Source organism: Eubacterium limosum (genome assembly GCF_000807675.2).
Taxonomy (GTDB): domain Bacteria; phylum Bacillota; class Clostridia; order Eubacteriales; family Eubacteriaceae; genus Eubacterium; species Eubacterium limosum.
Genome location: NZ_CP019962.1, coordinates 1,438,688 through 1,459,104, shown reverse-complemented (window position 1 = coordinate 1,459,104; position 20,417 = coordinate 1,438,688). Strand labels below are relative to the sequence as shown.

General features: G+C 54.0%; 17 protein-coding genes, 1 riboswitch and 1 other annotated feature. Of the genes, 5 read left to right on the top strand and 12 right to left on the bottom strand.

The genetic code is table 11. The features are described 5' to 3' along the window. Nucleotides 1-8 precede the first annotated feature (8 nt). Nucleotides 9-1,454: a YfjI family protein gene (locus B2M23_RS06780; RefSeq protein WP_038353710.1), complete on the bottom strand. Its 1,446-nt coding sequence runs from the start codon at nt 1,452-1,454 to the stop codon at nt 9-11. After that, nucleotides 1,441-2,154: a CHC2 zinc finger domain-containing protein gene (locus B2M23_RS06775; protein WP_052237431.1), complete on the bottom strand. Its 714-nt coding sequence runs from the start codon at nt 2,152-2,154 to the stop codon at nt 1,441-1,443. The genes B2M23_RS06780 and B2M23_RS06775 overlap by 14 nt, the downstream gene beginning before the upstream one ends. Before the next feature lie 343 nt (nt 2,155-2,497). Here B2M23_RS06775 and B2M23_RS06770 point away from each other — a divergent pair, with 343 nt between their 5' ends. Together B2M23_RS06770 and B2M23_RS06765 are read left to right on the top strand one after the other, a co-directional pair. After that, nucleotides 2,498-2,950: a MarR family winged helix-turn-helix transcriptional regulator gene (locus B2M23_RS06770; RefSeq protein WP_052237432.1), complete on the top strand. Its 453-nt coding sequence runs from the start codon at nt 2,498-2,500 to the stop codon at nt 2,948-2,950. A gap of 109 nt (nt 2,951-3,059) precedes the next feature. Continuing rightward, a complete protein-coding gene (locus B2M23_RS06765; protein WP_038353711.1) occupies nt 3,060-4,403 on the top strand; it encodes an MATE family efflux transporter in 1,344 nt (447 codons plus the stop codon). A gap of 91 nt (nt 4,404-4,494) precedes the next feature. Here the strand turns inward: B2M23_RS06765 and B2M23_RS06760 are convergent, their stop codons facing one another. From B2M23_RS06760 to B2M23_RS06715, 10 genes are all read right to left on the bottom strand, one after another. After that, complete coding sequence (locus B2M23_RS06760; RefSeq protein ID WP_038353712.1) at nt 4,495-5,262, bottom strand: ABC transporter ATP-binding protein; 768 nt, start codon at nt 5,260-5,262, stop codon at nt 4,495-4,497. Beyond that, complete coding sequence (locus tag B2M23_RS06755) at nt 5,262-6,347, bottom strand: FecCD family ABC transporter permease (protein ID WP_052237433.1); 1,086 nt, start codon at nt 6,345-6,347, stop codon at nt 5,262-5,264. Before B2M23_RS06755 ends, B2M23_RS06760 begins: the two co-directional genes overlap by 1 nt. Before the next feature lie 15 nt (nt 6,348-6,362). Continuing rightward, the gene (locus B2M23_RS06750) at nt 6,363-7,379 is read right to left on the bottom strand and encodes an ABC transporter substrate-binding protein (protein WP_038353713.1); all 1,017 of its coding nucleotides are present in this window, start codon (nt 7,377-7,379) and stop codon (nt 6,363-6,365) included. A 111-nt stretch (nt 7,380-7,490) separates the two neighbouring features. Continuing rightward, a riboswitch (cobalamin riboswitch) is annotated at nt 7,491-7,670 on the bottom strand. Nucleotides 7,671-7,730: 60 nt separating this feature from the next. Then, complete coding sequence (locus tag B2M23_RS06745) at nt 7,731-8,501, bottom strand: SDR family NAD(P)-dependent oxidoreductase (RefSeq protein ID WP_038353714.1); 771 nt, start codon at nt 8,499-8,501, stop codon at nt 7,731-7,733. Nucleotides 8,502-8,697: 196 nt separating this feature from the next. Next, nucleotides 8,698-9,504: an ABC transporter permease subunit gene (locus tag B2M23_RS06740; protein WP_038353715.1), complete on the bottom strand. Its 807-nt coding sequence runs from the start codon at nt 9,502-9,504 to the stop codon at nt 8,698-8,700. After that, a complete protein-coding gene (locus B2M23_RS06735) occupies nt 9,497-10,393 on the bottom strand; it encodes an ABC transporter ATP-binding protein (RefSeq protein ID WP_038353716.1) in 897 nt (298 codons plus the stop codon). Before B2M23_RS06735 ends, B2M23_RS06740 begins: the two co-directional genes overlap by 8 nt. Next, nucleotides 10,384-11,004, bottom strand: coding sequence for a TetR/AcrR family transcriptional regulator (locus B2M23_RS06730; protein ID WP_038353717.1), 621 nt, complete (start codon nt 11,002-11,004; stop codon nt 10,384-10,386). Before B2M23_RS06730 ends, B2M23_RS06735 begins: the two co-directional genes overlap by 10 nt. Nucleotides 11,005-11,130: 126 nt before the next feature. Then, nucleotides 11,131-11,406 carry a metal-sensing transcriptional repressor gene (locus B2M23_RS06725; RefSeq protein ID WP_013382229.1) on the bottom strand — a complete coding sequence of 92 codons (276 nt, stop codon included), beginning with the start codon at nt 11,404-11,406 and terminating at the stop codon, nt 11,131-11,133. A gap of 103 nt (nt 11,407-11,509) precedes the next feature. Next, entirely contained in the window at nt 11,510-13,744 is a 2,235-nt protein-coding gene (locus B2M23_RS06720) for a bifunctional diguanylate cyclase/phosphodiesterase (protein ID WP_038353718.1), read from the bottom strand. Beyond that, nucleotides 13,741-15,039 (bottom strand): ABC transporter substrate-binding protein, encoded by a 1,299-nt coding sequence (locus tag B2M23_RS06715; protein ID WP_038353719.1) that lies wholly within the window; start codon nt 15,037-15,039, stop codon nt 13,741-13,743. The genes B2M23_RS06720 and B2M23_RS06715 overlap by 4 nt, the downstream gene beginning before the upstream one ends. Before the next feature lie 226 nt (nt 15,040-15,265). Here B2M23_RS06715 and B2M23_RS06710 point away from each other — a divergent pair, with 226 nt between their 5' ends. From B2M23_RS06710 to B2M23_RS06695, 3 genes are all read left to right on the top strand, one after another. Further along, the gene (locus tag B2M23_RS06710) at nt 15,266-16,099 is read left to right on the top strand and encodes an undecaprenyl-diphosphate phosphatase (RefSeq protein WP_038353720.1); all 834 of its coding nucleotides are present in this window, start codon (nt 15,266-15,268) and stop codon (nt 16,097-16,099) included. Nucleotides 16,100-16,277: 178 nt separating this feature from the next. Further along, a complete protein-coding gene (locus tag B2M23_RS06705; protein ID WP_038353721.1) occupies nt 16,278-17,111 on the top strand; it encodes an undecaprenyl-diphosphate phosphatase in 834 nt (277 codons plus the stop codon). Between the two features lie 516 nt (nt 17,112-17,627). Next, nucleotides 17,628-17,881: a binding site (T-box leader), on the top strand. 515 nt (nt 17,882-18,396) lie between these two features. Next, nucleotides 18,397-20,055 (top strand): 2-isopropylmalate synthase, encoded by a 1,659-nt coding sequence (locus B2M23_RS06695; RefSeq protein ID WP_038353723.1) that lies wholly within the window; start codon nt 18,397-18,399, stop codon nt 20,053-20,055. Nucleotides 20,056-20,417 lie beyond the last annotated feature (362 nt).

The window sequence follows — 20,417 nt, the reverse complement described above, 5'->3', positions numbered from 1 at the left end:
GCCAGTGGCTATTCCACATCGTCTGCGTGCATGCCCTTCCCCTTACAGCGCTGAGCGATCTCCCGTTTGGTCAGGCTGTCTTTGCCCGCGGTCAGGATCCGTTTAAGGACGTAGGCCGCGGCCTGGGTTTCGGCGTCGCTGCTTGTCATGTTAAAGATCCGCAGCTTTTCTGCCAGATAATATTCTGCCAGGTCAATGGCTTTGGCCACGGTCGAACGGCTGATGCTGATCTCAGACGCCCGGGGGCCGTGGGCCGCGTAGTGAAGAATGCCCGCCATCCGCAGGACGGTGCCACTGACCTTTCCAGCAAAGGGCTCAATACATTCGTAGTCTTCTGTCAGGCGGCTCTCGGTGTCATAGTCGAAGTCAAAGAACAGGTCTCTGGCTTCCTCGGTCATCTCAAGCATCACGCCGCCTTTAATCCCGGCGTCCATGGCCAGAAGCTCGGTGACGAGCTCGCAGTAGGCTGCTTCCACCTCTGGCGGGACGTCGGGTGCCTCCCGGCTGTTTCTGGTGCCGACAAGGCTGTCGGGCATGGCGTACAGGAACCGGCCTGTCAGGCCCAGCTCCTGAAATTCTTTTTTGGCCTCAAATTCACACACCACATGGGGCTGTACGGCCATCACCATGGTGAGGTGGGCGTCTCTGAGGATGCGGGTCCGGCGGCCAACCCGGTCAACGGTCATCTTGTCCTGTGAATAGGCGTTGAGGAACACGTCGATGTTGACCGCGCCGCTGTAGCGGCCGCTCATGGTGCCGAAAAGGCCCCCCTCTGCCGCAAAAATCGCCATGCGCTCGTTATTCTCTTCCAAAAGGTTGACCAGCACCTCGGGGGTCACATCGCCTGCTGTCAGGCGCAGGGGGCGCGTTGGCTCAAGTGCTGCCAGCTCTTCTCTGGCCTTCTGGGCATCGGTGTAGTCAATGACGCCCCGGGCGGCTTTTCCTTCCAGATACTTGATCTTCTTCTTAAAAAACTTCTCCTGATTATCGTATTCCTCAATGTCTTCGGCCATCTTGGCATTGACCATCTCCTCATAAAGCTCGATGGGTTTGGTCATTTTACGCATAATCGGGGACTTCCGCTCCGATGAGCGGGCAATCAGCAGGATGTAAAGGCACAGGGACTCTGTCCAGTCTCCCTTGGCTTTCACCTTGGCCTTCTTCTGCACCGCGGCTGCAAGGACGCCCAGGGCCGCGCTGCCGGTCATGGCAACCGGCACCCCGATGCTGGCAGCGGCCGCCAGGACAAAGTCCTGTACTGCACCGGGCAGGCTCTCCACTGGAAATGCCGGCACGGTGCTGCCTGCGCTGTCATCAAACGAGATGATGGGCTTGAATTCAATGTTTTTCTTGGTCTCTTCAATGATCAGATCTTTTCGTTCTTCTTCGGTTAAAAGGCCTTTCATGGCCTCAATGTCATCTGTATTATGTCGCTGTGTTCTATCGTTTTTCATACTGTATAAGTTCCTTTCTTTTATACGCGCGGTAAAGCTCCACCCTCTCGGATGGCGTCCCGCTGTCCAGGATATCCAAATAGTAGGATACCACGGGTAATTGAAACATGGCCTCGACATACTTGTCTTGGACGGTTTCCAGTGAATTGCAAGGCTTATATTTCTCAGTATTTTCGCATAGTTCACGGTGTAGTCTGCTATAGTATGCTTCCATATCTGTCAGCCGGTCCCGGAGCGCCGCTGCCAGTACCGCCTCCGTGCTGTCCGTCGGAGCCGTCATACGCGAAGGGCTGTACAGGCTGTTCGTTGGTTTCGCTCTGCGCTGTGCGCTTTTCGTCCCGTTCGTTTCCTGCTTCACGCTTCTTGTATCCGCCTCTCCTTTCGCCGCAACGTCGTTGGCCTTATGGCTTTGACCTCTGACCTCCACCTTTAGATTGAAATCTTCCTGAAGTTTAACTGCCGCTTCTAATGGAGAAATATGGAAAATCTGCATAACCAAATCAATGACGCTCCCTCTGGCCCCACAGGCAAAGCAGGTAAACCGGTTGTCTTTAAAAGACAGACTGGGATGATGGTCGCTGTGAAATGGACACAGCGCCCTCCCATGCCGGTCAACTGCCATCCCGTAAAAGCGGGCAGCCGTCACAATATTGGTTTCTTCCTTGACCACGTCAAAGATTGATCGATAGTTTTTTATCAACACACCCCTTCAAAATAGTTTTATATCCGACCGTCGTCGTGATATGGTTTGCATTATATAATGAACTGCTGTTTAAGTCAACAATTGTTAAAAGTTTAACTGATGGATAATCTTTTGTTATCAGACTATTTTTTTATTACACCTCAGAGAAACCTGCTCAAAAGGCTCAAAACAGCCATTTTTATGCTTTTGAGTCTTTTGAGCACATGTTTAAATAATATTTTATTTTTTTTATGTAAAAGTCTTAATTTTTTACACTGCGGTTGACAAAAGCCCAGGAAAGGCTTATATTTAGTATAGCTGCTATACAGTATGCAAACAAAACAGTAAGGACGGCATATACATGAAAGACCATTCCCAGATCATTGAGCTCATCGGCCGGATCATCCACAAATATAACCAGTGGGACAATAAAAAAAGAACCTACGGTACCGATATCCCGCTGACCAAGGCTGAAATACACACCATCGCCGCGGTGGGCGACCATCCGGGCATTAACATCACCACCCTGGCCCAGGTTCTGGGCGTCACCAAGGGGGCTGCCTCCCAGATGATTTACCGGCTGGTGGACAAGGGCACTGTGGAAAAAAAGGTTTCCCCGGATTCAGACACCGAGGTGGTCCTCTCCCTGACTGAGGACGGACAGATCAACTACCAGACGCACCAGGCGTACCACCAGGAGGGCAATGACACTGCCCAGAAGCTGCTGGAGGAAATGCCCGACGCGCTTTACACCAGCATGGTAGCTTACCTGACGGCCTTTGAGGCGTCCATCGACGAAAAGCTGAAGGAATGAGCCGCGCCCTGCGGCGCCCTGATTCTTTTTTTACCCTTATTGTTTAGTATCTATACTTTATAGCACCTAAAATATTTAACTCCTAAACAGAAAGAAGGAAAAATCACCCATGAATGAAAATTCAAAAAGACTGGCCCTTCTGGAAACAGAAGATGTAAAAAAAGCCCTGCTGAGGCTGGGTATCCCTACCATGGCGGGCATGCTGGTATCCGCGCTTTATAACCTTGTGGACGCCCTTTTTATCGGGCGGCTGGGCACTCTGGAGACTGCGGCGGTTTCCATCCTCTATCCCCTGACCATGGTGGGCACGGGTATCGGCCTGCTGTTCGGGTCGGGCGCAGGCTCCTACATTTCGCGCCTCCTGGGACAAAAAGATTACAGGGCCGTAGCGGCCTGCAGCAGTACGGCCATCCTCACCGGGGTGGCGGTCATTGCCCTGCTGGCTGGCGCCATGCTCCTGTTTTTTGACCCGCTCATGGGCGCCCTGGGCGCCACTGATTCCATCCTGCCCTATGCCCGCGCCTATGGTATCCTCTATATTATCGGGATTGTTTTTAATGTTTTTAATATGATCCTCAATAACCTTCTGGTGGCCGAGGGGGCCGCCTCCATGAGCACTGCGGCCATGCTGGCCGGTGGCTTTACCAACCTGGTGCTGGACCCTGTCCTGATCTTTGGCGCTGGCATGGGCGTCGCGGGCGCGGCAGCAGCCACCCTGATCTCTCAGATGCTCTCCTCGGTGATTTACCTGTTCTGTCTGCGCCGGGGAGGAAGCCTTCTGACGCTGTCGCCCCGCTTTTTCAAACCCTCCCGGGCCCTTTACGCCCAGATTGTCAAGATCGGGCTGCCGGTCTGCTTTTTTCAGTTTTTGTCCGGCGGGGCTGTGGGCCTGACCAACGTGGCAGCCCGTCCCTTCGGCGAGGCGGCCATCGCGGCCATGGGCATTGTCAACCGGCTCATGTCCCTGGAGGTGAGCGCTCTCTACGGCTTTTTAAAGGGCTACTCGCCCCTGGTGGGCTACAGCTTTGGCGCAGGACAAAGGGACCGGGTGAACGCTGCCACACGCACCGCCGTACTGTGGAGCACTGCGGTCAACATCCTCTTTGGCCTGGGGTGCCTGGTCTTTTCCGGGCCGCTGATCCACCTGTTCAACCAGGAATCCGCTGAGGTGCTGGCCATTGGCCGGACCGCCCTGTCGGTGGATGGGGTGGCCTTTATGACTCTGGGGCTCCAGATTGTCATCGGCAACTACTTTCTGGCCACCGGCAAGGCGAAGCAGGGCGGTATTTTAAGCGTCTGCCGCCAGGGGATTTTCTTTATTCCCTTCCTGTTTATTTTTACAGGCCGGTGGGGTCTTACAGGCCTGATTTTTGCCCAGCTGGCCGCGGACCTCTGCGCCACAGCGGTCACCCTGTTTTTATGGAAGCGGGAACCCGCGCTTAAACCTGCATAAAAAAACATACCAGCGCCCTTAAGCTCAAAAGACTCAAAACCACCACGACGGCTGTTTTGAGTCTTTTGAGCATCTTTTTTACAGAATGGTTTTAAAATTCCGGCTGATACAGCACGTGCAGGAAGCCGCTTTTCGCGTCCTTTATCACCTCGGCCTGAATCTCGTAGACCTCCCGGATAAACGCCGGTGTCAGCACCGACTCCGGCGGCCCGCTCCTGATGATGCGGCCGTCTTTCATGACATAGATCTCGTCACAGTACATGGCCGCGATGTTGAGGTCATGGATAGCGGACACGACGGTGATGTTCAGTTTTTTCACAATGCTCATGAGCTGGAGCTGGTACTTAATGTCCAGATGGTTGGTGGGCTCATCCAGAATCAGGCACTGGGTGTCCTGGGTCAGGGCGCGGGCGAGGATCACGCGCTGCTGCTCGCCGCCGGACAGGGTGGAGAAGTTCCGGTCTTTCATGGCCTCCATGCCTACTGTTTCCAGGGCTTTCTGGGCCAGGGCATAGTCCTCGGCATAGTTGCGCTCCATGAGCTTTTTGTGCGGAGTCCGGCCCATGAGCACCACCTGCTCCACAGTAAAATCAAAGTTATAGTAATTGTGCTGGGCCACCACAGCCACTTTTCTGGCCGATTCCTTATAGCTGAGGCTGTCCACTGCCTCGCCGTCAAAATAAATGACGCCGCCGGTGGGCCTGGCTGTCCGGTACAGGCACTTCAAAAAGGTGCTCTTTCCGCTGCCGTTGGGACCGATGATCCCAATGAATTTTTTGCTCTGGACGTCAATGCTCACGCCCTTTAAAATCTCACAGCCGCCCAGTGTCTGGGTAATATCCTGGGATCTGATTTCCATTATTCGCCACCTCCAAAGCCGTAGCTCTTACGCATCATCATATAAATAAACACTGGCGCGCCCACCATGGACACGAGAATCCCGATGGGCACCTCGGTCTCGGGCAGCAGGGTGCGGGCCAGCACGTCGGCCCAGATCAGGAAAATGCCGCCGGTCAGGGCGCTCAGGGGCACCAGCTTGCGGTGGTCGGTGCCAAAGACCATGCGCACCGCGTGGGGCACCACCAGCCCGATGAACCCAATGGTCCCAGAGGCGTACACGCACAGGCCGATGATGAGCGAGGTCAGGACCAGGTACACATGGCGGTAGGTGTTCAGGTTGGTGCCCAGGGTGATGGACACATCGTCGCCCAGGAGCATGAGATTCATGGGGCGGTGCTGGCTCCAGAAAAAGAGCGTACTGGCAGCCACCACGGCAAAGATGACCAGTGTGGGGCCCCACTTGGCCCCGGACAGGCTGCCGAGCATCCAGAAGGTGATCTGCTGAGTGGTGTTGGGGTCGTTGGCCATAAAGACCATAAAATTGGAGAAGGCCAGGCACAGGGCGCCCAGGGCCATGCCGGAGAGGATGAGTTTGACGGAGTTGGCCGGCCCGCCGATGTTGGCCACTGCCACCACCAGCATGGAGATCAGAAAGGCCCCGATGAAGGCGCACACGCCCACACCGCTGCCGCCGAGCACAGCGCCCAGCCCGAAGAACAGGGCTGTGGTCGCCCCCAGTGACGCCCCGGAGGAGATGCCCAGCACATAGGGCTCTGCCAGCGGGTTCTTGACAATGGCCTGCATGACCACGCCGCAGATGGACAGGCCCATGCCCACAGCCAGCCCCATGACCACCCTCGGGAAGCGGATCAGCCACACCACGTTGTGGGCCGCGCCCCTGGCGTAGGCACTCAGACTGTCCAGGTGGAAGAGCTCGTAGCCAATGACGCTGTACACATCCCGGATGGACAGGTCCATGGAGCCGATGGTGACCGCCGCCAGGGCTGAGAGGATCAGTAGCCCCAGCATGACCAGGCATACAAACACATAAAAGGGCTGGCTCTGGAGCCGCCCTTTATCTTTGATCAGTGCGCTTTGTTTCATAAAAAAGCCCGCTCCCTAGTTCAGGTTTAAATCCGGGTACATCCCATTCGCGATGGTGTGAATGCCGTCGATGGTCCGCACACCGCTGCAGTACATCTGCCCCAGCTCGATGGGGATCACCCGGCCGTTTTTAACCGCGTCGATGTCGGCAAAGGCCGCGTTGTTCATGATGGCGTCCTTTGTCTGGGTGGCCATGTCCTGGTCGTCACGGTCCATATAGACTGCGAAAATGACTTCCGGATTGGCAGCGACCACGTCCTCCTCGCCCAGCTTGGACGCGTCCGGACTGGCCAGTGTGCCCTTAAGCTTGGTGACCATGTCGCCTGCCAGGGTGGTTGCCCCATAGTTGACAATCTGCCCGCTCTGGTCCTCCATCACCAGTACTTTGGGGCTCTTGTTTTCCTTCTGGGCATAGGTCTCTGTCTGTTTCACAGCGTCCTTGATCTCGTTCACCAGTTCCCCGGCCTTATCCTCCACGTCAAAGATTTTGCCCAGGTTCTCAAAATCCTGGTACTCGTTGTCCAGTGTTTTCGGGGACACTGCGCCGCTGTTGAGCATGTTGTAGCTGTTCACGCCCTGGCTCTGCCACTCCTTCATACTGCCCAGGTTCTTGTCCGAGAACAGGGAGGTCCAGCTCAGGATCATATCCGGCTCCAGAGCGGTGGCGGCTTCCTTGCTGGGTTTAAATTCGGACAGATAGTTGACCTTGGCAAAAGCGTCCTTGTAGGCTGGCTTCACCTCGTGATCCAGACCGCTGGCAGCCACAATTTTGTCCTCCAGGCCCAGGGCCAGCAGGGTCTCGATGGAATTCTGGTATACGGCCAGCACCTTTTCCGGCGCCTTTTCAAAGGTCATCTCCACAGGCTGCTTGTCGTAATCGTAGGTGGTGATGGTGACCGGATAATGGCCGTCTGTGCCGGCGCTCTGGCTGGCGCTGTCATTTCCCCCTGCGCTGCTGCACCCTGCCAGCACGCCTGCCGCCAGCACTGCGGACAGGGCAATCCCTAAAAACCGTTTCTTCAAGCTTTTCATTTTTCTACCTCTTTCTTAAAAAATCATATAAAAAGAGCCTGCCGACATATGCCGACAGGCTCCCATTTACCTATCTCAGGTTCTCTCAGTGACAATCCCCTCACCGGACAAACGCGCGTAACACTAAAGGCAGGTCTCCTGACTCACAGCTCCTCCGCACTCCGCTCCCTTCCCAGCCCGAGGCCAGTGGTTTACTGCGGCGCGTCCCTGTTTACAGTGATGGGTTCGTACCGGATTCGCACCGGTTTCCCTATTCTCCTTTTTCAAGGCACCCTCAATGGTTTGATTCAATTGTTGATATTAGTATAAGCGAACTTTTCAAAATTGTCAACTGCCGGCGCCTGAATTTTCTCAGACTTTCCTGAGCACGTTCCAGAAAGCCATGCCCAGCCCGTGGGGCACTACTTTGCCAAACACCCGCAGCCCAAAGCTGGCGAGGCCCGGTGTGGATACGGCCGCGCCCAGGCGGCTGTCCCTCATAGAGCGGCGCACAACCGTCTGGACGGTGCCCGCAAAGGGCAGGTGGCGCACCGCGGAACGGTCCGCGTTGGCGCTGGCCCGCGGCACAAACTCGGTGTTTTTGATCCAGTAGGGGCAGACCGCCGTCACCCGGATGCCCCGGCCGAACAGCTCCCAGCGCAAAGCCCTGGTATAGCTGAGCAGAAAGGCCTTGGAGGCCGCGTACAGATTCATGCCGGGCAGGGGCATAAAGGCCGCCACCGAGCAGATCTGCATAATTCTCGCGCCTTTCTGCATGTACGGCAGTACCCTCAGGGTCATATCGACTGCCCCCCGGCAGTTTAAATCAATGAGAGCGTTGCTGTCCGCCTCGGTCACCTCGGCGTAGTTCCCCAACTTACCCATACCCGCGGCGTTGACCAGCAGCCGCACATCCGGCTGCTTCTCGGCCATCAGGGCTGTCAGCTCCGGAAAGCTGCCGGTGTCTGTCAGGTCCATGACTACAGGCCTCACCGGTGTTTTTACTTCCCTGGCCAGCGCCTCCAGGCGTTCCCGCCTCCGGGCAACAGCCCAGATCTCATCCAGATGCTCACGTTCACTGATCTGTTTTACAAACTCGCGTCCAAGCCCGCTGGACGCCCCGGTCACAATGGCTATTCTCATAATCGCTCCTTCTTTCATCAGTGCTTCAGGCCTGCCTCTGGCAGCGCCCTTTTTATGTACATACCACTTTCAGCAAAAAATAACCGGGCGTGCCTTTTTTATAAGAATACCCCAAGATACAGGCTCAAAAGGCTCAAAACACCTTGGATACGTGTTTTGAGCCTTTTGAGGTTCAGATCTCAGTCTGTTTTTATATTTACAACGGCAGGTCCTTCCGTCTGAAGATCAGGATACCCAGGGTATACAGCACCACCGAGACTGCGGCCAGGGCGGCCATGCACAGGCCCACGGTATCGCCCCCTGCGATGATCTCGGCAGGGTCAAACAGGCTGTACAGGGTCGTGTAGCGCACAACGTCCAGGTCCTCGCTGACGCCGGAGAGCATCATGAGCACCAGAAACAGTACGGGCAAACCCCCGCCCAGAGCCAGGGACAGGCGGCTCTCATTAAACAGGCAGGAGGCAAAGAAGCCAATGGCGCTGACGGCCAGCTGCATGAGCAGGGCGCCTGCGTTGACGAGCAGAAAGGCGCGGATGTCCAGATCGCCCGGGAACAGGGCCTGGCTGACCGCGATCCCCATAACGGTCACAAAGGCCATGAGGAGGATATTGGACAGGATCAGGGCTGCGGCCTGGGTTGCGATCACCTTGGTCCGGGAGTTTGGGGCAGACAGCAGGCAGGCCATGGCGCCGCTGTCCACCAGCTTGGCCGCCGCGTTATTGCTGGCGATGATGTTAAAGATCATGGGCACCATGATGACGATAAAGCCGTAAAAATAGGAGCCCAGAAAGCCCACAAGGCTTGTCTCAGCGCCCACGTCCAGGTTCATGGCGTTTATCATCTGCTGAGGAAGCATATCCATCATCTCTTTTATGCCGTCCATGGAATCGGGGTTGAACATACTGATCTCAACGCCCATGTACATGGCCATAATGGCCGCGAAGATGACAAGCATCTTGAGCTGTGATTTAAAGGTTTTTCTGAAAAGCGGCCCGCTAAGCATGATGTTTACCTCCGTAATACTGCATAAAAATATCCTCCAGATCCTGGGAGACCGTGTCCAACTCCATGGCGTGGTAGCCGGTGAGCATTTTCAGAAAGCCGTCCATGCTTCCTGCCACCCGCACCTCCACGAGCTGGGGGTGCTCTTTCAGCTGGCGGGTGCCGTTGCACCGGGCCGCGAAGTCTCCGGCCTCCTGGGCCGTAGCGAAACTGACCCGGTAGACCTTGTGGCGCTCTGCCTTGAGAGAGGCCACGCTGTCCAGGGCTACCAGCTCCCCGGCACGGATAATGCCCACCCGGTCACAGGTCCGCTCGACCTCCTCAAAGCTGTGGGAGGACATGAGAATGGTCGTGCCCTTTTTCTTCTCATTGAGGATCAGACGGATAAACCGGTTCTGCATGAGGGGGTCCAGCCCGCTGGTGGGCTCGTCGAGGATCAGGACCTCGGGGTCGTGCATGAAGGCTGATACCAGGCCCAGCTTCTGCTTGGTGCCCTTGGACATCTTACGGATCTTGCCTTTCGGGTTCAGGTCGAAAAAGCTGATGAGCTTTTCCATTTTCGCGCGGTCCTTCATGCCCCGCATCTCGGCCATAAAGTTCAGAAACTCCACGCCGGTCATGCTGTCGAAAAAGGCGATCTCCCCGGGCAGGTACCCTAAAAATTCCTTGATCTCAGCCGCCTGCTTAAAGCAGTCCAGGCCATCGATCACACATTTGCCGCGCTTGGGCGAAAGAAAGCCCATCAGATGGCGGATGGTCGTGGTTTTCCCGGCGCCGTTGGGGCCCAGGTAACCAAAGACCTCGCCGTGCTTAACCTCCAGGGATAAGTCGAAAATCCCGCGGCCCTCGCCGTAGTCTCTGGTCAGGTGCTCGATTGCTATCATTGTAATGCCTCCTCTTTGTAGCAGTGTTGTCTGATAAATAGAACGAGTTCGGTAAACTCGGTATCCAGCTGTTCAATGTCCACTCTGCCAAGGTCGCTCTGGCGTTTCATAAAGCCCTCAGCCGCCCAGATCAGCCAGCGGATCACCTTCTCGGGCGGGGTCTCCTCCCTGAACTTGCTCCGGTCGATCCGGTCCAGGATCACCGCGGTGCTGGCTGTCTCCAGGTCGCCGTAAAAGCTCATGTTGCCCACATTCTCTGGCGCCTTGTCATAATAGACCCGGATAAAGAAGTCCATCAGATAAGGGTTGCGCATGATAATCTCGGATTTAGCCCGCTGGGAGCGCAGCCAGATCTCAAAGAAATCGGACTCATCGGGCGGCAGCAGCTCACTGATATGGCCGCGCATCACGTCGTTGCCATACCGGAACAGGTACTCGTACAGGGTCTGCTTGTTGCCGAAGTAGTGGAACAGCAGCCCCTTAGAAATGCCTGCCGCGGCGGCAATATCGGCCGTATTGGCTTTTTTGTAGGGGTTCTGTGCAAAAATCCTGAGGGCCGCGTTGATGATCCGCTGCTGCTTTTCCTCTGGCAGGCTGTAAAATTTGTCGTTTACCACTTAGTTTTCCTTTCATTAACCCAATCGGTTAATACCATTATAGACCGTTGACCCAATTGTTCAAGGCCTGTTAAGAAAAATTTATATAAAAAGGACCCGTACCGCCGCGATACGGGTCCTTTTGTATCAGATCCTTGAAAAATACTCAATGACCTTTGACAAATCCTTTAGTGTTTCCTCGGTATTTCCATGCTCGATGCTGTCCTTGACGCAGTGGTGCAGATGCCCCTCCACAACCATCTGCCCCACCTTGTGCAGGGCCGATTTGGCAGCGTTGATCTGAATCAGGATTTCATTACAGGGAACGTCCTTTTCCATCATGTCCGAAATGCCGCGGATCTGGCCTTCGATGCGTTTCAGCCGCGCCTGCAGTTTCGGTAAGTCTTCCATACATTCTCTCATCGTTTCTCCTTTATATCGGCTCGCTTAGTTCTCTTTAGCTATTTATCCTATCACAATTCTCTGAGAATAGCAATGGAGAGGCCGAAAAGTTTCTGCCAGGCTTTCAGGTGTTCTCCTCCAGAAGTCTGGCGAAGTCCGGCTCTGGCAGGGGTCTTGAGAAAATGAAGCCCTGGATCATATCGCAGCCCGCGCCTTTTAAAAAGGCCAGCTGCCCGGGCGTCTCCACGCCCTCCGCCACGGTCTGTATCTCCAGCTTTTTTGCCATCTGGATGATGCTGCGCACAATGATGGCGCCCTTGCCGGTATCGCCTTCATTCAGCAGGAACTCGCGGTCCAGCTTGATCACATTGACGGGCAGCTCCTTTAAGGCGTTGAGCGAGGAATAGCCTGAGCCAAAGTCGTCAATCGAACAGCCAAAGCCCGCCTCCCTCAGCTCGCGGATAATGCCCCCAATGCGGTCCAGATTTTCCAGAAAGATGCTCTCAGTCAGCTCCAGCTCGATGAGGCCATCGGGGATCCGGTAACGCTCCTTGATGCCCTGGTAAATGCTGACAAAATTCTCCTGACGCACGTGCACCCGGGAGACATTGACCGAGATGGTGACCACTGGCAGTCCCCGCTCCAAACGGTTTTTCAGGCTTTCACACACCCTTGTGAAAATATACTCGTCCAGCTGGAGGATAAACTGGTTCTGCTCAAAGACGGGGATGAATTCCCCAGGGCTTACCATTTTTTCCCCAGGCTGTATCCAGCGGGCCAGGGCCTCAGCACCCACAATCTTCCTGCCGTTCACGTCATATTTGGGCTGAATGTAGAAGGTGAACTCGCCGTCGGCCAGGGCCTTTTCCATAACTGCTTCCATCTCTGACCGGCGCAGCATCTCTGAGCGCATGCTGCTGTCATACTGGCAGTACTGGTTGCTCCGGCCGTTTTTTATGCTCTTCTGGGCCATATGCGCCCGGTCAACCATAAGGCTGATATCACCTGCGCCGGGGTCGTCCTCAAGGCAGAAAACCCCAATGTGCACAGACAGGGGCACGTTCTGCCTGCCGCCAATGGCCGGGCACCGCATCGCACCGATGATTCTCTGGCACAGTGCCCCGACGTCCTCCCGCCGCTCGTAGGCGTGCAGGAACAGGAAGTTATCGGCCGAGAAGCGGCACACGATGTCCTGTTCGCCCTTTTCCTTTAGCAGCACATCTGCCAGATAGCGGAGCACTTCGTCGCCAAACTGGAACCCCATGACGTCATTCACCAGCTTGAAACCTGTGATATCAATATATAGCACGCACCATCTGGTGTCCGGGCTTCTGGCCATAAGGCCGGCGCCCTCCAGCTTGAATTTTTCAAAGTTGGGCAGTCCGGTCAGGCTGTCATAGTAGGCGATCTGCAGAACCTCCTGGCGGTGGGCCCGGCGGCTCCGGTTATAGATAAACATGATGGCCAGGATCAACGCGGCGATAAGCCCACAGAGCATCAGCGTCCCGTTGATAATATTGTTGGCCTGTTTCATGACCACCCTGTTCGGGATAATGGAGACCAGATACCAGCCCTCCGCACTGGACATTGGCACATAGCAGAAGACATTCTGGGCGGTGTTATAGCTGAAAACTGCGGTGCCGGACTGCCCGCTTTCCAGGGCTGCCCTAAAGGATGCAAGGGCGCTCTCACTGTTCTTTCCGGACAAGTCAATGATGTCATACAGGTTTTTAAAGGTCCGGTTGCTGTTTTTGTTGGCGGAGCGGATCAGCACCTCCCCGTCATTTTTAACCACGTAACTAAAGCCGCTGCCACTGTAAAAGGACAGCGCAAAATTCTGGGCGATGTCCTCGATCCGGTGCTGCTTGAGCACCAGAGCGCTGTGGCCGTTGCTGAAGGTAAAGCGCTTGTACACCCCCAGAGACTGCACGCCGTCCAGCGAATCATTGTAGGGCTCCAGCACGCCCTGGCCGCTCAGCTTTGACAGGTACTCGGCTTTTTCCGGCTCAAGCCCAGTGACAGCGCCCTCTCCGTACAGACGGTTTCCGTCCAGGTCGATACAGTAATATTTTTCATAGGGAGGTGTCTTGAACCGCGTCAGATGCTCCTGTATCCATGCCTGGTCATCCGGGTCCTTCCTGGCCATCTCGTTGATAAAAACCTGCAGGGTATCGTAATCTTTTTCGATAAAGGTATCCAGGGTGTCGCTTCCCTGACGGGTCAGCTCCAGTATCTCTGTAACGGACCGCTGCCACAGAGAGGTATTGACACGCTCAATATAGAACAGCATCCCACCGGCCAGCAGGCTCAGGGAGAGGATGGCTGTGATCAGAAGCACGGATAGACGCTTATTGTTCATTGCGCACCTCCAGGCTGGCTCTTTTTAAGGCCTGCTTCAAAATCACCCAGCACTTCCTCTACGGACTGGCCCTTCAGCAGGCCGCGCACACTCTCCCGGGAGAGATCCCAGATAGGATATTTCAGGTTGCTGTCAGTGCCGAGGATGCTTCTGCCATTGGTCATATAGGCGTTCAGCGGCTGTACCGCCGGGTCGGTGGAAAGGCGGTTGTCCTCCAGGGGGCTGAAGGAGCTCTGGCTGTCCACAAACGCCCACATGACGTCCTTCTGGGTCAGGTACTCCAGAAACTTTTTGGCTTCTTCAACATGGGCGCCCCGGGCGTTGACCGCCACGCGGGTATCCACATTGGTCACCAGCACGCTGCCGTCCTCCTGCGCCGGGTAGGGGTATACCTTATAGTTCAGCCCCGGGTTCAAGGCTGCTACCCGCGGCGAGGCCCATGCGCCGGTGAGCATGAAAGGATAGCTACCAGTGGCAAAATCGGCCAGGTCATCCTTTGTTTTCTCTGTTTTCAGGGTACGTCCGGCGTCCACATAGCCCCGGTCAATAAAAAGATGAACCATCTCAAAGCCTGGGCGCATGGCCTCTGCCAACAGGCTGGGGTCTGCGTTCATCTGCTCCAAAGCTTTCTCGGCGCCGCCGCCCTTATAGACCTCAAACATTCCCCGGGAAATAGCCAAAGTCTTTAAGGAGATGTCGTTATTGGCCACGATGGGCGTGATGTCCTTTTCTGAAAAGACCTCGCAGGCAGCCAAAAATTCCGCAAAGGTTTCAGGAACCTCCACGTTGTTTTCTGCCAGCAGATCCAGGTTGCAGTAGAGCCCAAAGGCCGATATGCTGGTGGGCACAAAGGGCACCACACCGTCAAAGGTCATCTGGCTGCGCACGCCCGGGCTGAAGTCCTCTATGGTGGGCAAACCGGACAGGTCGGCGAGCTCGCCGGTTTTCATCAGTTCCAGCATGGTATCGTGGTTGATCATAAAGATATCGTCCCCGTTGCCGCTTTTTATCCGTTTCATCAGGACATCGAAATAATCGTCGCCCTTAACACTCTCGTAGGTGATGTTCACTTCCGGGTACTCTTCCATATAGGCCTTGAGAATCTCCTCAATGGCCACTACGTTCAGGGCTTCATTTTTATTCCCAAAAAACTTCAGGTTAACCGTCTCACTTTTCTCTGCCGCCGGAACGGTATAATTCTGGTCCTCCATGCTCTGGCAGCCCGAGACTGCCATCATCAGGCACAAAAGCGCGCACAAAAACGCCGGTCCTATCATTTGATCTTTTCTTTTCATTCTCTTCCCTCTTGTTATCAATTACACCTTTTCTAATATTATAATAAAACAGGGTTAAAAGCAATGTTTTAGCCAAATATATGGCAGGCTTTCCTTCTTCACCGTCCCGGCTGGCCTGAAAAGATTTTGAAACGCTGAAAATGTAAGAATTTTTTAATGTTCATTTATCGGGTGTTGTGGTAAAATATTACTCGGTTAAAAAATCAATACGTAAGGAGTTATCTATATGTTTTTAGAACTGCTAAAAGCGGCCTTTTTCGGGATCGTTCAGGGGATCACGGAGTGGCTGCCCATCAGCAGCACAGGCCATATGATCCTGTTTGAACAGTTCATCCATATGAATGTATCCAAGGATTTCTGGGACATGTTCCTGGTGGTCATCCAGTTTGGCTCCATTCTGGCCGTTGTTCTGCTGTATTTTCATAAACTCAATCCCTTCTCACCCAGGAAATCACCGGTGCAGAAACGGGATACCTGGTCCCTCTGGGGCAAGGTACTGGTCGCGGTTATTCCGGCTGCTGTTATCGGACTTTTATTTGATGATTTTATCACCGAAAAGCTCTACGGCTACGTGACGGTAGCCATCACCCTGATCGTTTACGGGATTGCCTTTATTGTGGTGGAAAACATGGACCGCACCAAGCGTCCGACCATCCGCAATTTTGAGCAGCTGGATTACAAAACCGCCCTGTTCATCGGCGTGTTCCAGATCCTGGCCCTGATCCCGGGGACATCCCGCTCCGGCTCTACCATCATCGGCGCCACCCTGCTGGGCTGCTCCCGCTATGTGGCTACGGAGTTCTCTTTCTTCCTGGCTGTGCCGGTTATGCTGGGCGCCAGCCTCTTAAAGATTGTGAAGTTCTTTGTCAAAACCGGCATTGGCTTTACGGGCACAGAGATCGGTATCCTCTTAGTGGGGATGATCGTAGCCTTTGTGGTCTCTGTCTTTGCCATCAAGTTCCTCATGGGCTATATCCGCAAGCACGATTTCAAGGCTTTCGGCTACTACCGCATTGCGCTGGGCATCATTGTCATTATCTACGCGGTGATGTTTGCATAAAAAACTTAAAACACATGCTCAAAAGACTCAAAACTTCCACACAGTGGGGTTTTGAGTCTTTTGAGTTTGCGCCCCTATGTTACAAAATTGTAAGAATATTGTAAGCCTGTGTTTAGGTTGCGGGGACGGTTCCATGATAAAATAGGCTTATCCAAAAGAATTGATGAAGGAGATACCGATGTTTTTAGAATTTTTGAAAGCCGCCTTTTTCGGCGTTGTCCAGGGGATCACGGAGTGGCTGCCGGTCAGCAGTACGGGCCACATGATCCTGTTTGAGCAGTTTATTAACATGAATGTCTCTAAGGATTTCTGGGATATGTTCGTAGTGGTCATCCAGTTTGGTTCTATCCTGGCGGTCGTCCTGCTGTACTTTCACAAGCTCAACCCCTTTTCTCCCAGTAAATCACCCGTACAGAAAAAGCGGACCTGGTCCCTCTGGGGAAAGGTGCTGGTGGGCATTATCCCCCTTGGCCTCATTGGCCTGCCCTTCGACGACCTGGTCACTGGAAAGCTCTACGGCTATGTCACGGTGGCCATCGCGCTGATTGTCTACGGGATCGCCTTTATTGTTGTTGAGAACCGGAACCGCGCTAAGACGCCTACCATCCGGAGCTTTGAGCAGCTTAGCTATAAAACGGCTCTGTTCATCGGCCTTTTTCAGGTGCTGTCCATTGTGCCGGGAACCTCCCGCTCTGGCTCCACCATCCTCGGGGCTTCCCTGCTGGGCTGTTCCCGCCATATCGCGGCTGAGTTTTCTTTCTTTATGGCTGTTCCGGTCATGCTGGGCGCCAGCCTCATAAAAATCGTGAAGTTCTTTGTCAAAACCGGCGTTGGCTTTACAGGCATGGAAATCGGCATCCTGCTCATCGGCATGGCTGTGGCCTTTGTGGTCTCTGTCTTTGCCATCAAGTTCCTCATGGGCTATATCCGCAGGCACGATTTCAAGGCTTTCGGCTACTACCGCATTGTGCTGGGCATCATTGTCATTATCTACGCGGTGATGTTTGCATAAAAAACTTAAGCTACACGCTCAAAAGACTCAAAACTTCCACGCGGTGGGGTTTTGAGTCTTTTGAGCATGTGGGCACGAATAAATTTTTATGCCGAACGGCGTCAAAGAATTGGGAATGGTTAGATGAGAATTGGCGCTGTCCGCGGATGCCACAATCCCCGTCCGGCCAACAACACATCACTTTGAAAATCATCAAACAACCTGAGAAGCGCCGTCTTTTACCTAAGCAGAAAAAGACACCCTGCGGGACGATCCAGGCAAGAGCCATAACCTCACACCACACCATAATTCGCATCAAACGAAACAGTAGTACAATCTTCCAAGGGCCAACTGCGCGTCAAAGTCGACCATCGCTTGGGTTCTTTTCCCGTCTGGATAAAAGACAGAGCTTCGCCCTCCACCGTCAAGCTCCAAAGTCATCCCTTGGCCGGACACCCGCGGCATCCATCTCTCAATTTGTTCTTTAACTTTAACCATTTTTCCCTTGACAAATTCGTTTAAAATGATTATGATTATCACAACACATTGATGAGGAATAGTAAGATTCCCGGAACATCCAGAAAGCTGCTGGTTGATGCGAAGCAGTTGGGAAAGGTATCTGAACTGGCCTCGGAGTGGCACGCTGAAATCCATGAGAGTAGGCGGCGCCGGTTCCTGACCGTTACCCCAGGAGGATATAAGGCCGAGTGCGGTCCGTATCTGCCAACGAGGCAGCGTTATGCTGTAAAATTAGAGTGGTACCACGTAGGATAAAATCTTCCGTCTCTATATTCTTAAGTGAATATAGAGATTTTTTTGATGTTTTGTCCAAATTTTTATAAAAAATTTGGCAGCGAGTAAGGAGCGTCAGCGGACGAGCGGCAACAAAACGAACGTCTTTTCATTCAATCATTCTCCGGACCAGTGTCAAAATGATTGTATGAAAAGATGATCCTTTAAACTGTCCAAATTTTTATAAAAAATTTGGCAGCGAGGAAGGAGCGTCAGCGGACGAGCGGCAACAAAACGAACGTCTTTTCATCACTTACTAAAAGAAAATCAAAGGGACGCCGCCTTCACCTAAGGAAGAAAAAGACATTCTGCGGGCACAAGAAACCGATTGGATCAGCATTTTATCCATCAGAACGCTGATCTCGCCCGTGTCCGGCTGCTCCGGCCAAGAGCCACTGTTCTCAGCCGTTACTCGCAGCGCCTGAATTCTTTTTCTTATCTGGATGAGAGGCAGAGTCCCAGCATCGTCACATATTCTTTAAAATTTTATCTTTAAAAAGGAGAACACCCCATTATGATGAACCCAACAAAATACAAACGCGGTTATTTTATGCCCCCTGAGGAATCCACTGACTGGGTGCACAAGGAGTATATTACAGAGGCGCCGATCTGGTGCTCTGTGGATCTGCGCGACGGCAACCAGGCCCTCATTATTCCCATGAGCCTGGAGGAAAAAATCGAATATTTCAAAACCCTGGTCGCTGTGGGCTTTAAGGAAATCGAAGTCGGCTTCCCAGCGGCCTCCGAAACCGAATATATCTTTTTGAGAACCCTGATCGAACAGGACCTGATTCCGGATGACGTCACCATCCAGGTGCTCACCCAGGCCAGAGAGCACATTATCCGCAAGACCTTCGCGGCCCTGGAGGGCTGTAAGAAATCCGTTGTCCATTTGTATAACTCCACCTCTGTTGCCCAGCGCGAGCAGGTCTTCCGCAAATCCAAGGAAGAGATCATCAAGATCGCTGTGGACGGCGCCGTCATGCTGAGAGATCTGGCGGCTGAGACCGAGGGGAACTTCCAGTTCCAGTACTCCCCCGAGAGCTTTACAGGCACCGAGGTCGATTTTGCCCTGGATATCTGCAACGCAGTGCTGGACGTATGGCAGCCCACCGCAGACAATAAGGTCATCATCAACCTGCCGGTCACGGTATCCATGTCCATGCCCCACGTGTACGCCAGCCAGATCGAGTACATGAGCAAACACCTGAAATTCCGGGAAAACGTCATTGTCTCCCTGCACCCGCACAACGACCGCGGCTGTGCCATCGCCGATACCGAGCTGGGCCTCCTGGCCGGCGCGGACCGCATCGAGGGCACCCTCTTCGGCAACGGCGAGCGGACCGGGAACGTGGACATTATCACCCTGGCGCTGAACATGTACACCCACGGTGTCGACCCCAAGCTCCACTTTGACAACCTGCCCGAAATCACCGAGGTCTATGAGCGCACGACCCGGATGCATGTGTACGAACGCCAGCCCTACAGTGGCGCTCTGGTTTTTGCCGCCTTCTCCGGCTCCCATCAGGACGCTATCGCCAAGGGCATGCAGTGGCGCGAGGAAAAACACTGCGACCAGTGGACCGTGCCTTACCTGCTTATCGACCCCACCGATCTTGGCCGCCGCTACGAAAAGGACGTGATCCGCATCAACAGCCAGTCCGGCAAGGGCGGCATCGGCTATGTCCTCGAACAGAAATACGGCTACGACCTGCCAAAGGGTATGCGCGAGGACCTGGGCTACACCGTCAAGGATGTCTCCGACCACAAGCATAAAGAGCTCTCTGCCGAGGAAGTCCGGGATATTTTCGAGAAAACCTATGTCAATATCCAGTACCCGGTCACCCTGCCCGAATACCATTTTGAACAGGTGAGCGAGCACATCAAGGCCACCATCACCATTGAGCGTGACGGACAGAAAACCATGGTATCCGCGGAAGGCAACGGCCGTTTCGATGCGGTCAGCAACGCCCTCAAGGATTACCTGGACACCCCCTACACCGATCTGATCTATAAAGAGCACGCGCTGGAAGAAGGCTCGACCTCCCAGGCCGCTGCCTATGTGGGCATTACCATGCCTGACGGCCGCACTGTCTGGGGCGCCGGCATTCACAACGACATCATCGTCGCCTCGGTAACCGCCCTGGTATCGGCGATCAACAGGGCGCTTTAAGCGGAAATTTCCCATTACTGAGAGCCTGATTCAAAGTTAAAGTCAAAAGCGATTTCAGGTGGAAGCTTGAAAGTGGAAGGTTAAAGAAAGCTTTTCCTTTGGCAAAAGCGATTAGAAAGGTAACCGCAGGCCGCATCCAATCAAATTCACATGGCGAATTTGTACCTGAACTTTCCACTATCCACTTTCAACTTTCAACTGAACCGTCCTCTCTTGAACGCTTCAGCTCTTCATAATAGCATTTACCCATACTCAAAGGGCTGCCCATTCAGGCAGCTCTTCTTTTTTCTTTTCGCTTGTGGTTTAGTTTCTTTAGCGGTATAATAACATCAATATACTGCGTTTTGAAAACGCTGTCTCTG

Excerpts from the sequence above, each read along its gene's own strand:
- B2M23_RS06765 (WP_038353711.1), top strand. The coding sequence starts at position 3,060 with ATGAATGAAAATTCAAAAAGACTGGCCCTTCTGGAAACAGAAGATGTA.
- B2M23_RS06720 (WP_038353718.1), bottom strand. The coding sequence starts at position 13,744 with ATGAACAATAAGCGTCTATCCGTGCTTCTGATCACAGCCATCCTCTCC.
- B2M23_RS06780 (WP_038353710.1), bottom strand. The coding sequence starts at position 1,454 with ATGAAAAACGATAGAACACAGCGACATAATACAGATGACATTGAGGCC.
- B2M23_RS06710 (WP_038353720.1), top strand. The coding sequence starts at position 15,266 with ATGTTTTTAGAACTGCTAAAAGCGGCCTTTTTCGGGATCGTTCAGGGG.
- B2M23_RS06705 (WP_038353721.1), top strand. The coding sequence starts at position 16,278 with ATGTTTTTAGAATTTTTGAAAGCCGCCTTTTTCGGCGTTGTCCAGGGG.
- B2M23_RS06725 (WP_013382229.1), bottom strand. The coding sequence starts at position 11,406 with ATGAGAGAATGTATGGAAGACTTACCGAAACTGCAGGCGCGGCTGAAA.
- B2M23_RS06745 (WP_038353714.1), bottom strand. The coding sequence starts at position 8,501 with ATGAGAATAGCCATTGTGACCGGGGCGTCCAGCGGGCTTGGACGCGAG.
- B2M23_RS06750 (WP_038353713.1), bottom strand. The coding sequence starts at position 7,379 with ATGAAAAGCTTGAAGAAACGGTTTTTAGGGATTGCCCTGTCCGCAGTG.
- B2M23_RS06715 (WP_038353719.1), bottom strand. The coding sequence starts at position 15,039 with ATGAAAAGAAAAGATCAAATGATAGGACCGGCGTTTTTGTGCGCGCTT.
- B2M23_RS06755 (WP_052237433.1), bottom strand. The coding sequence starts at position 6,347 with ATGAAACAAAGCGCACTGATCAAAGATAAAGGGCGGCTCCAGAGCCAG.
- B2M23_RS06770 (WP_052237432.1), top strand. The coding sequence starts at position 2,498 with ATGAAAGACCATTCCCAGATCATTGAGCTCATCGGCCGGATCATCCAC.
- B2M23_RS06695 (WP_038353723.1), top strand. The coding sequence starts at position 18,397 with ATGATGAACCCAACAAAATACAAACGCGGTTATTTTATGCCCCCTGAG.
- B2M23_RS06740 (WP_038353715.1), bottom strand. The coding sequence starts at position 9,504 with ATGCTTAGCGGGCCGCTTTTCAGAAAAACCTTTAAATCACAGCTCAAG.
- B2M23_RS06760 (WP_038353712.1), bottom strand. The coding sequence starts at position 5,262 with ATGGAAATCAGATCCCAGGATATTACCCAGACACTGGGCGGCTGTGAG.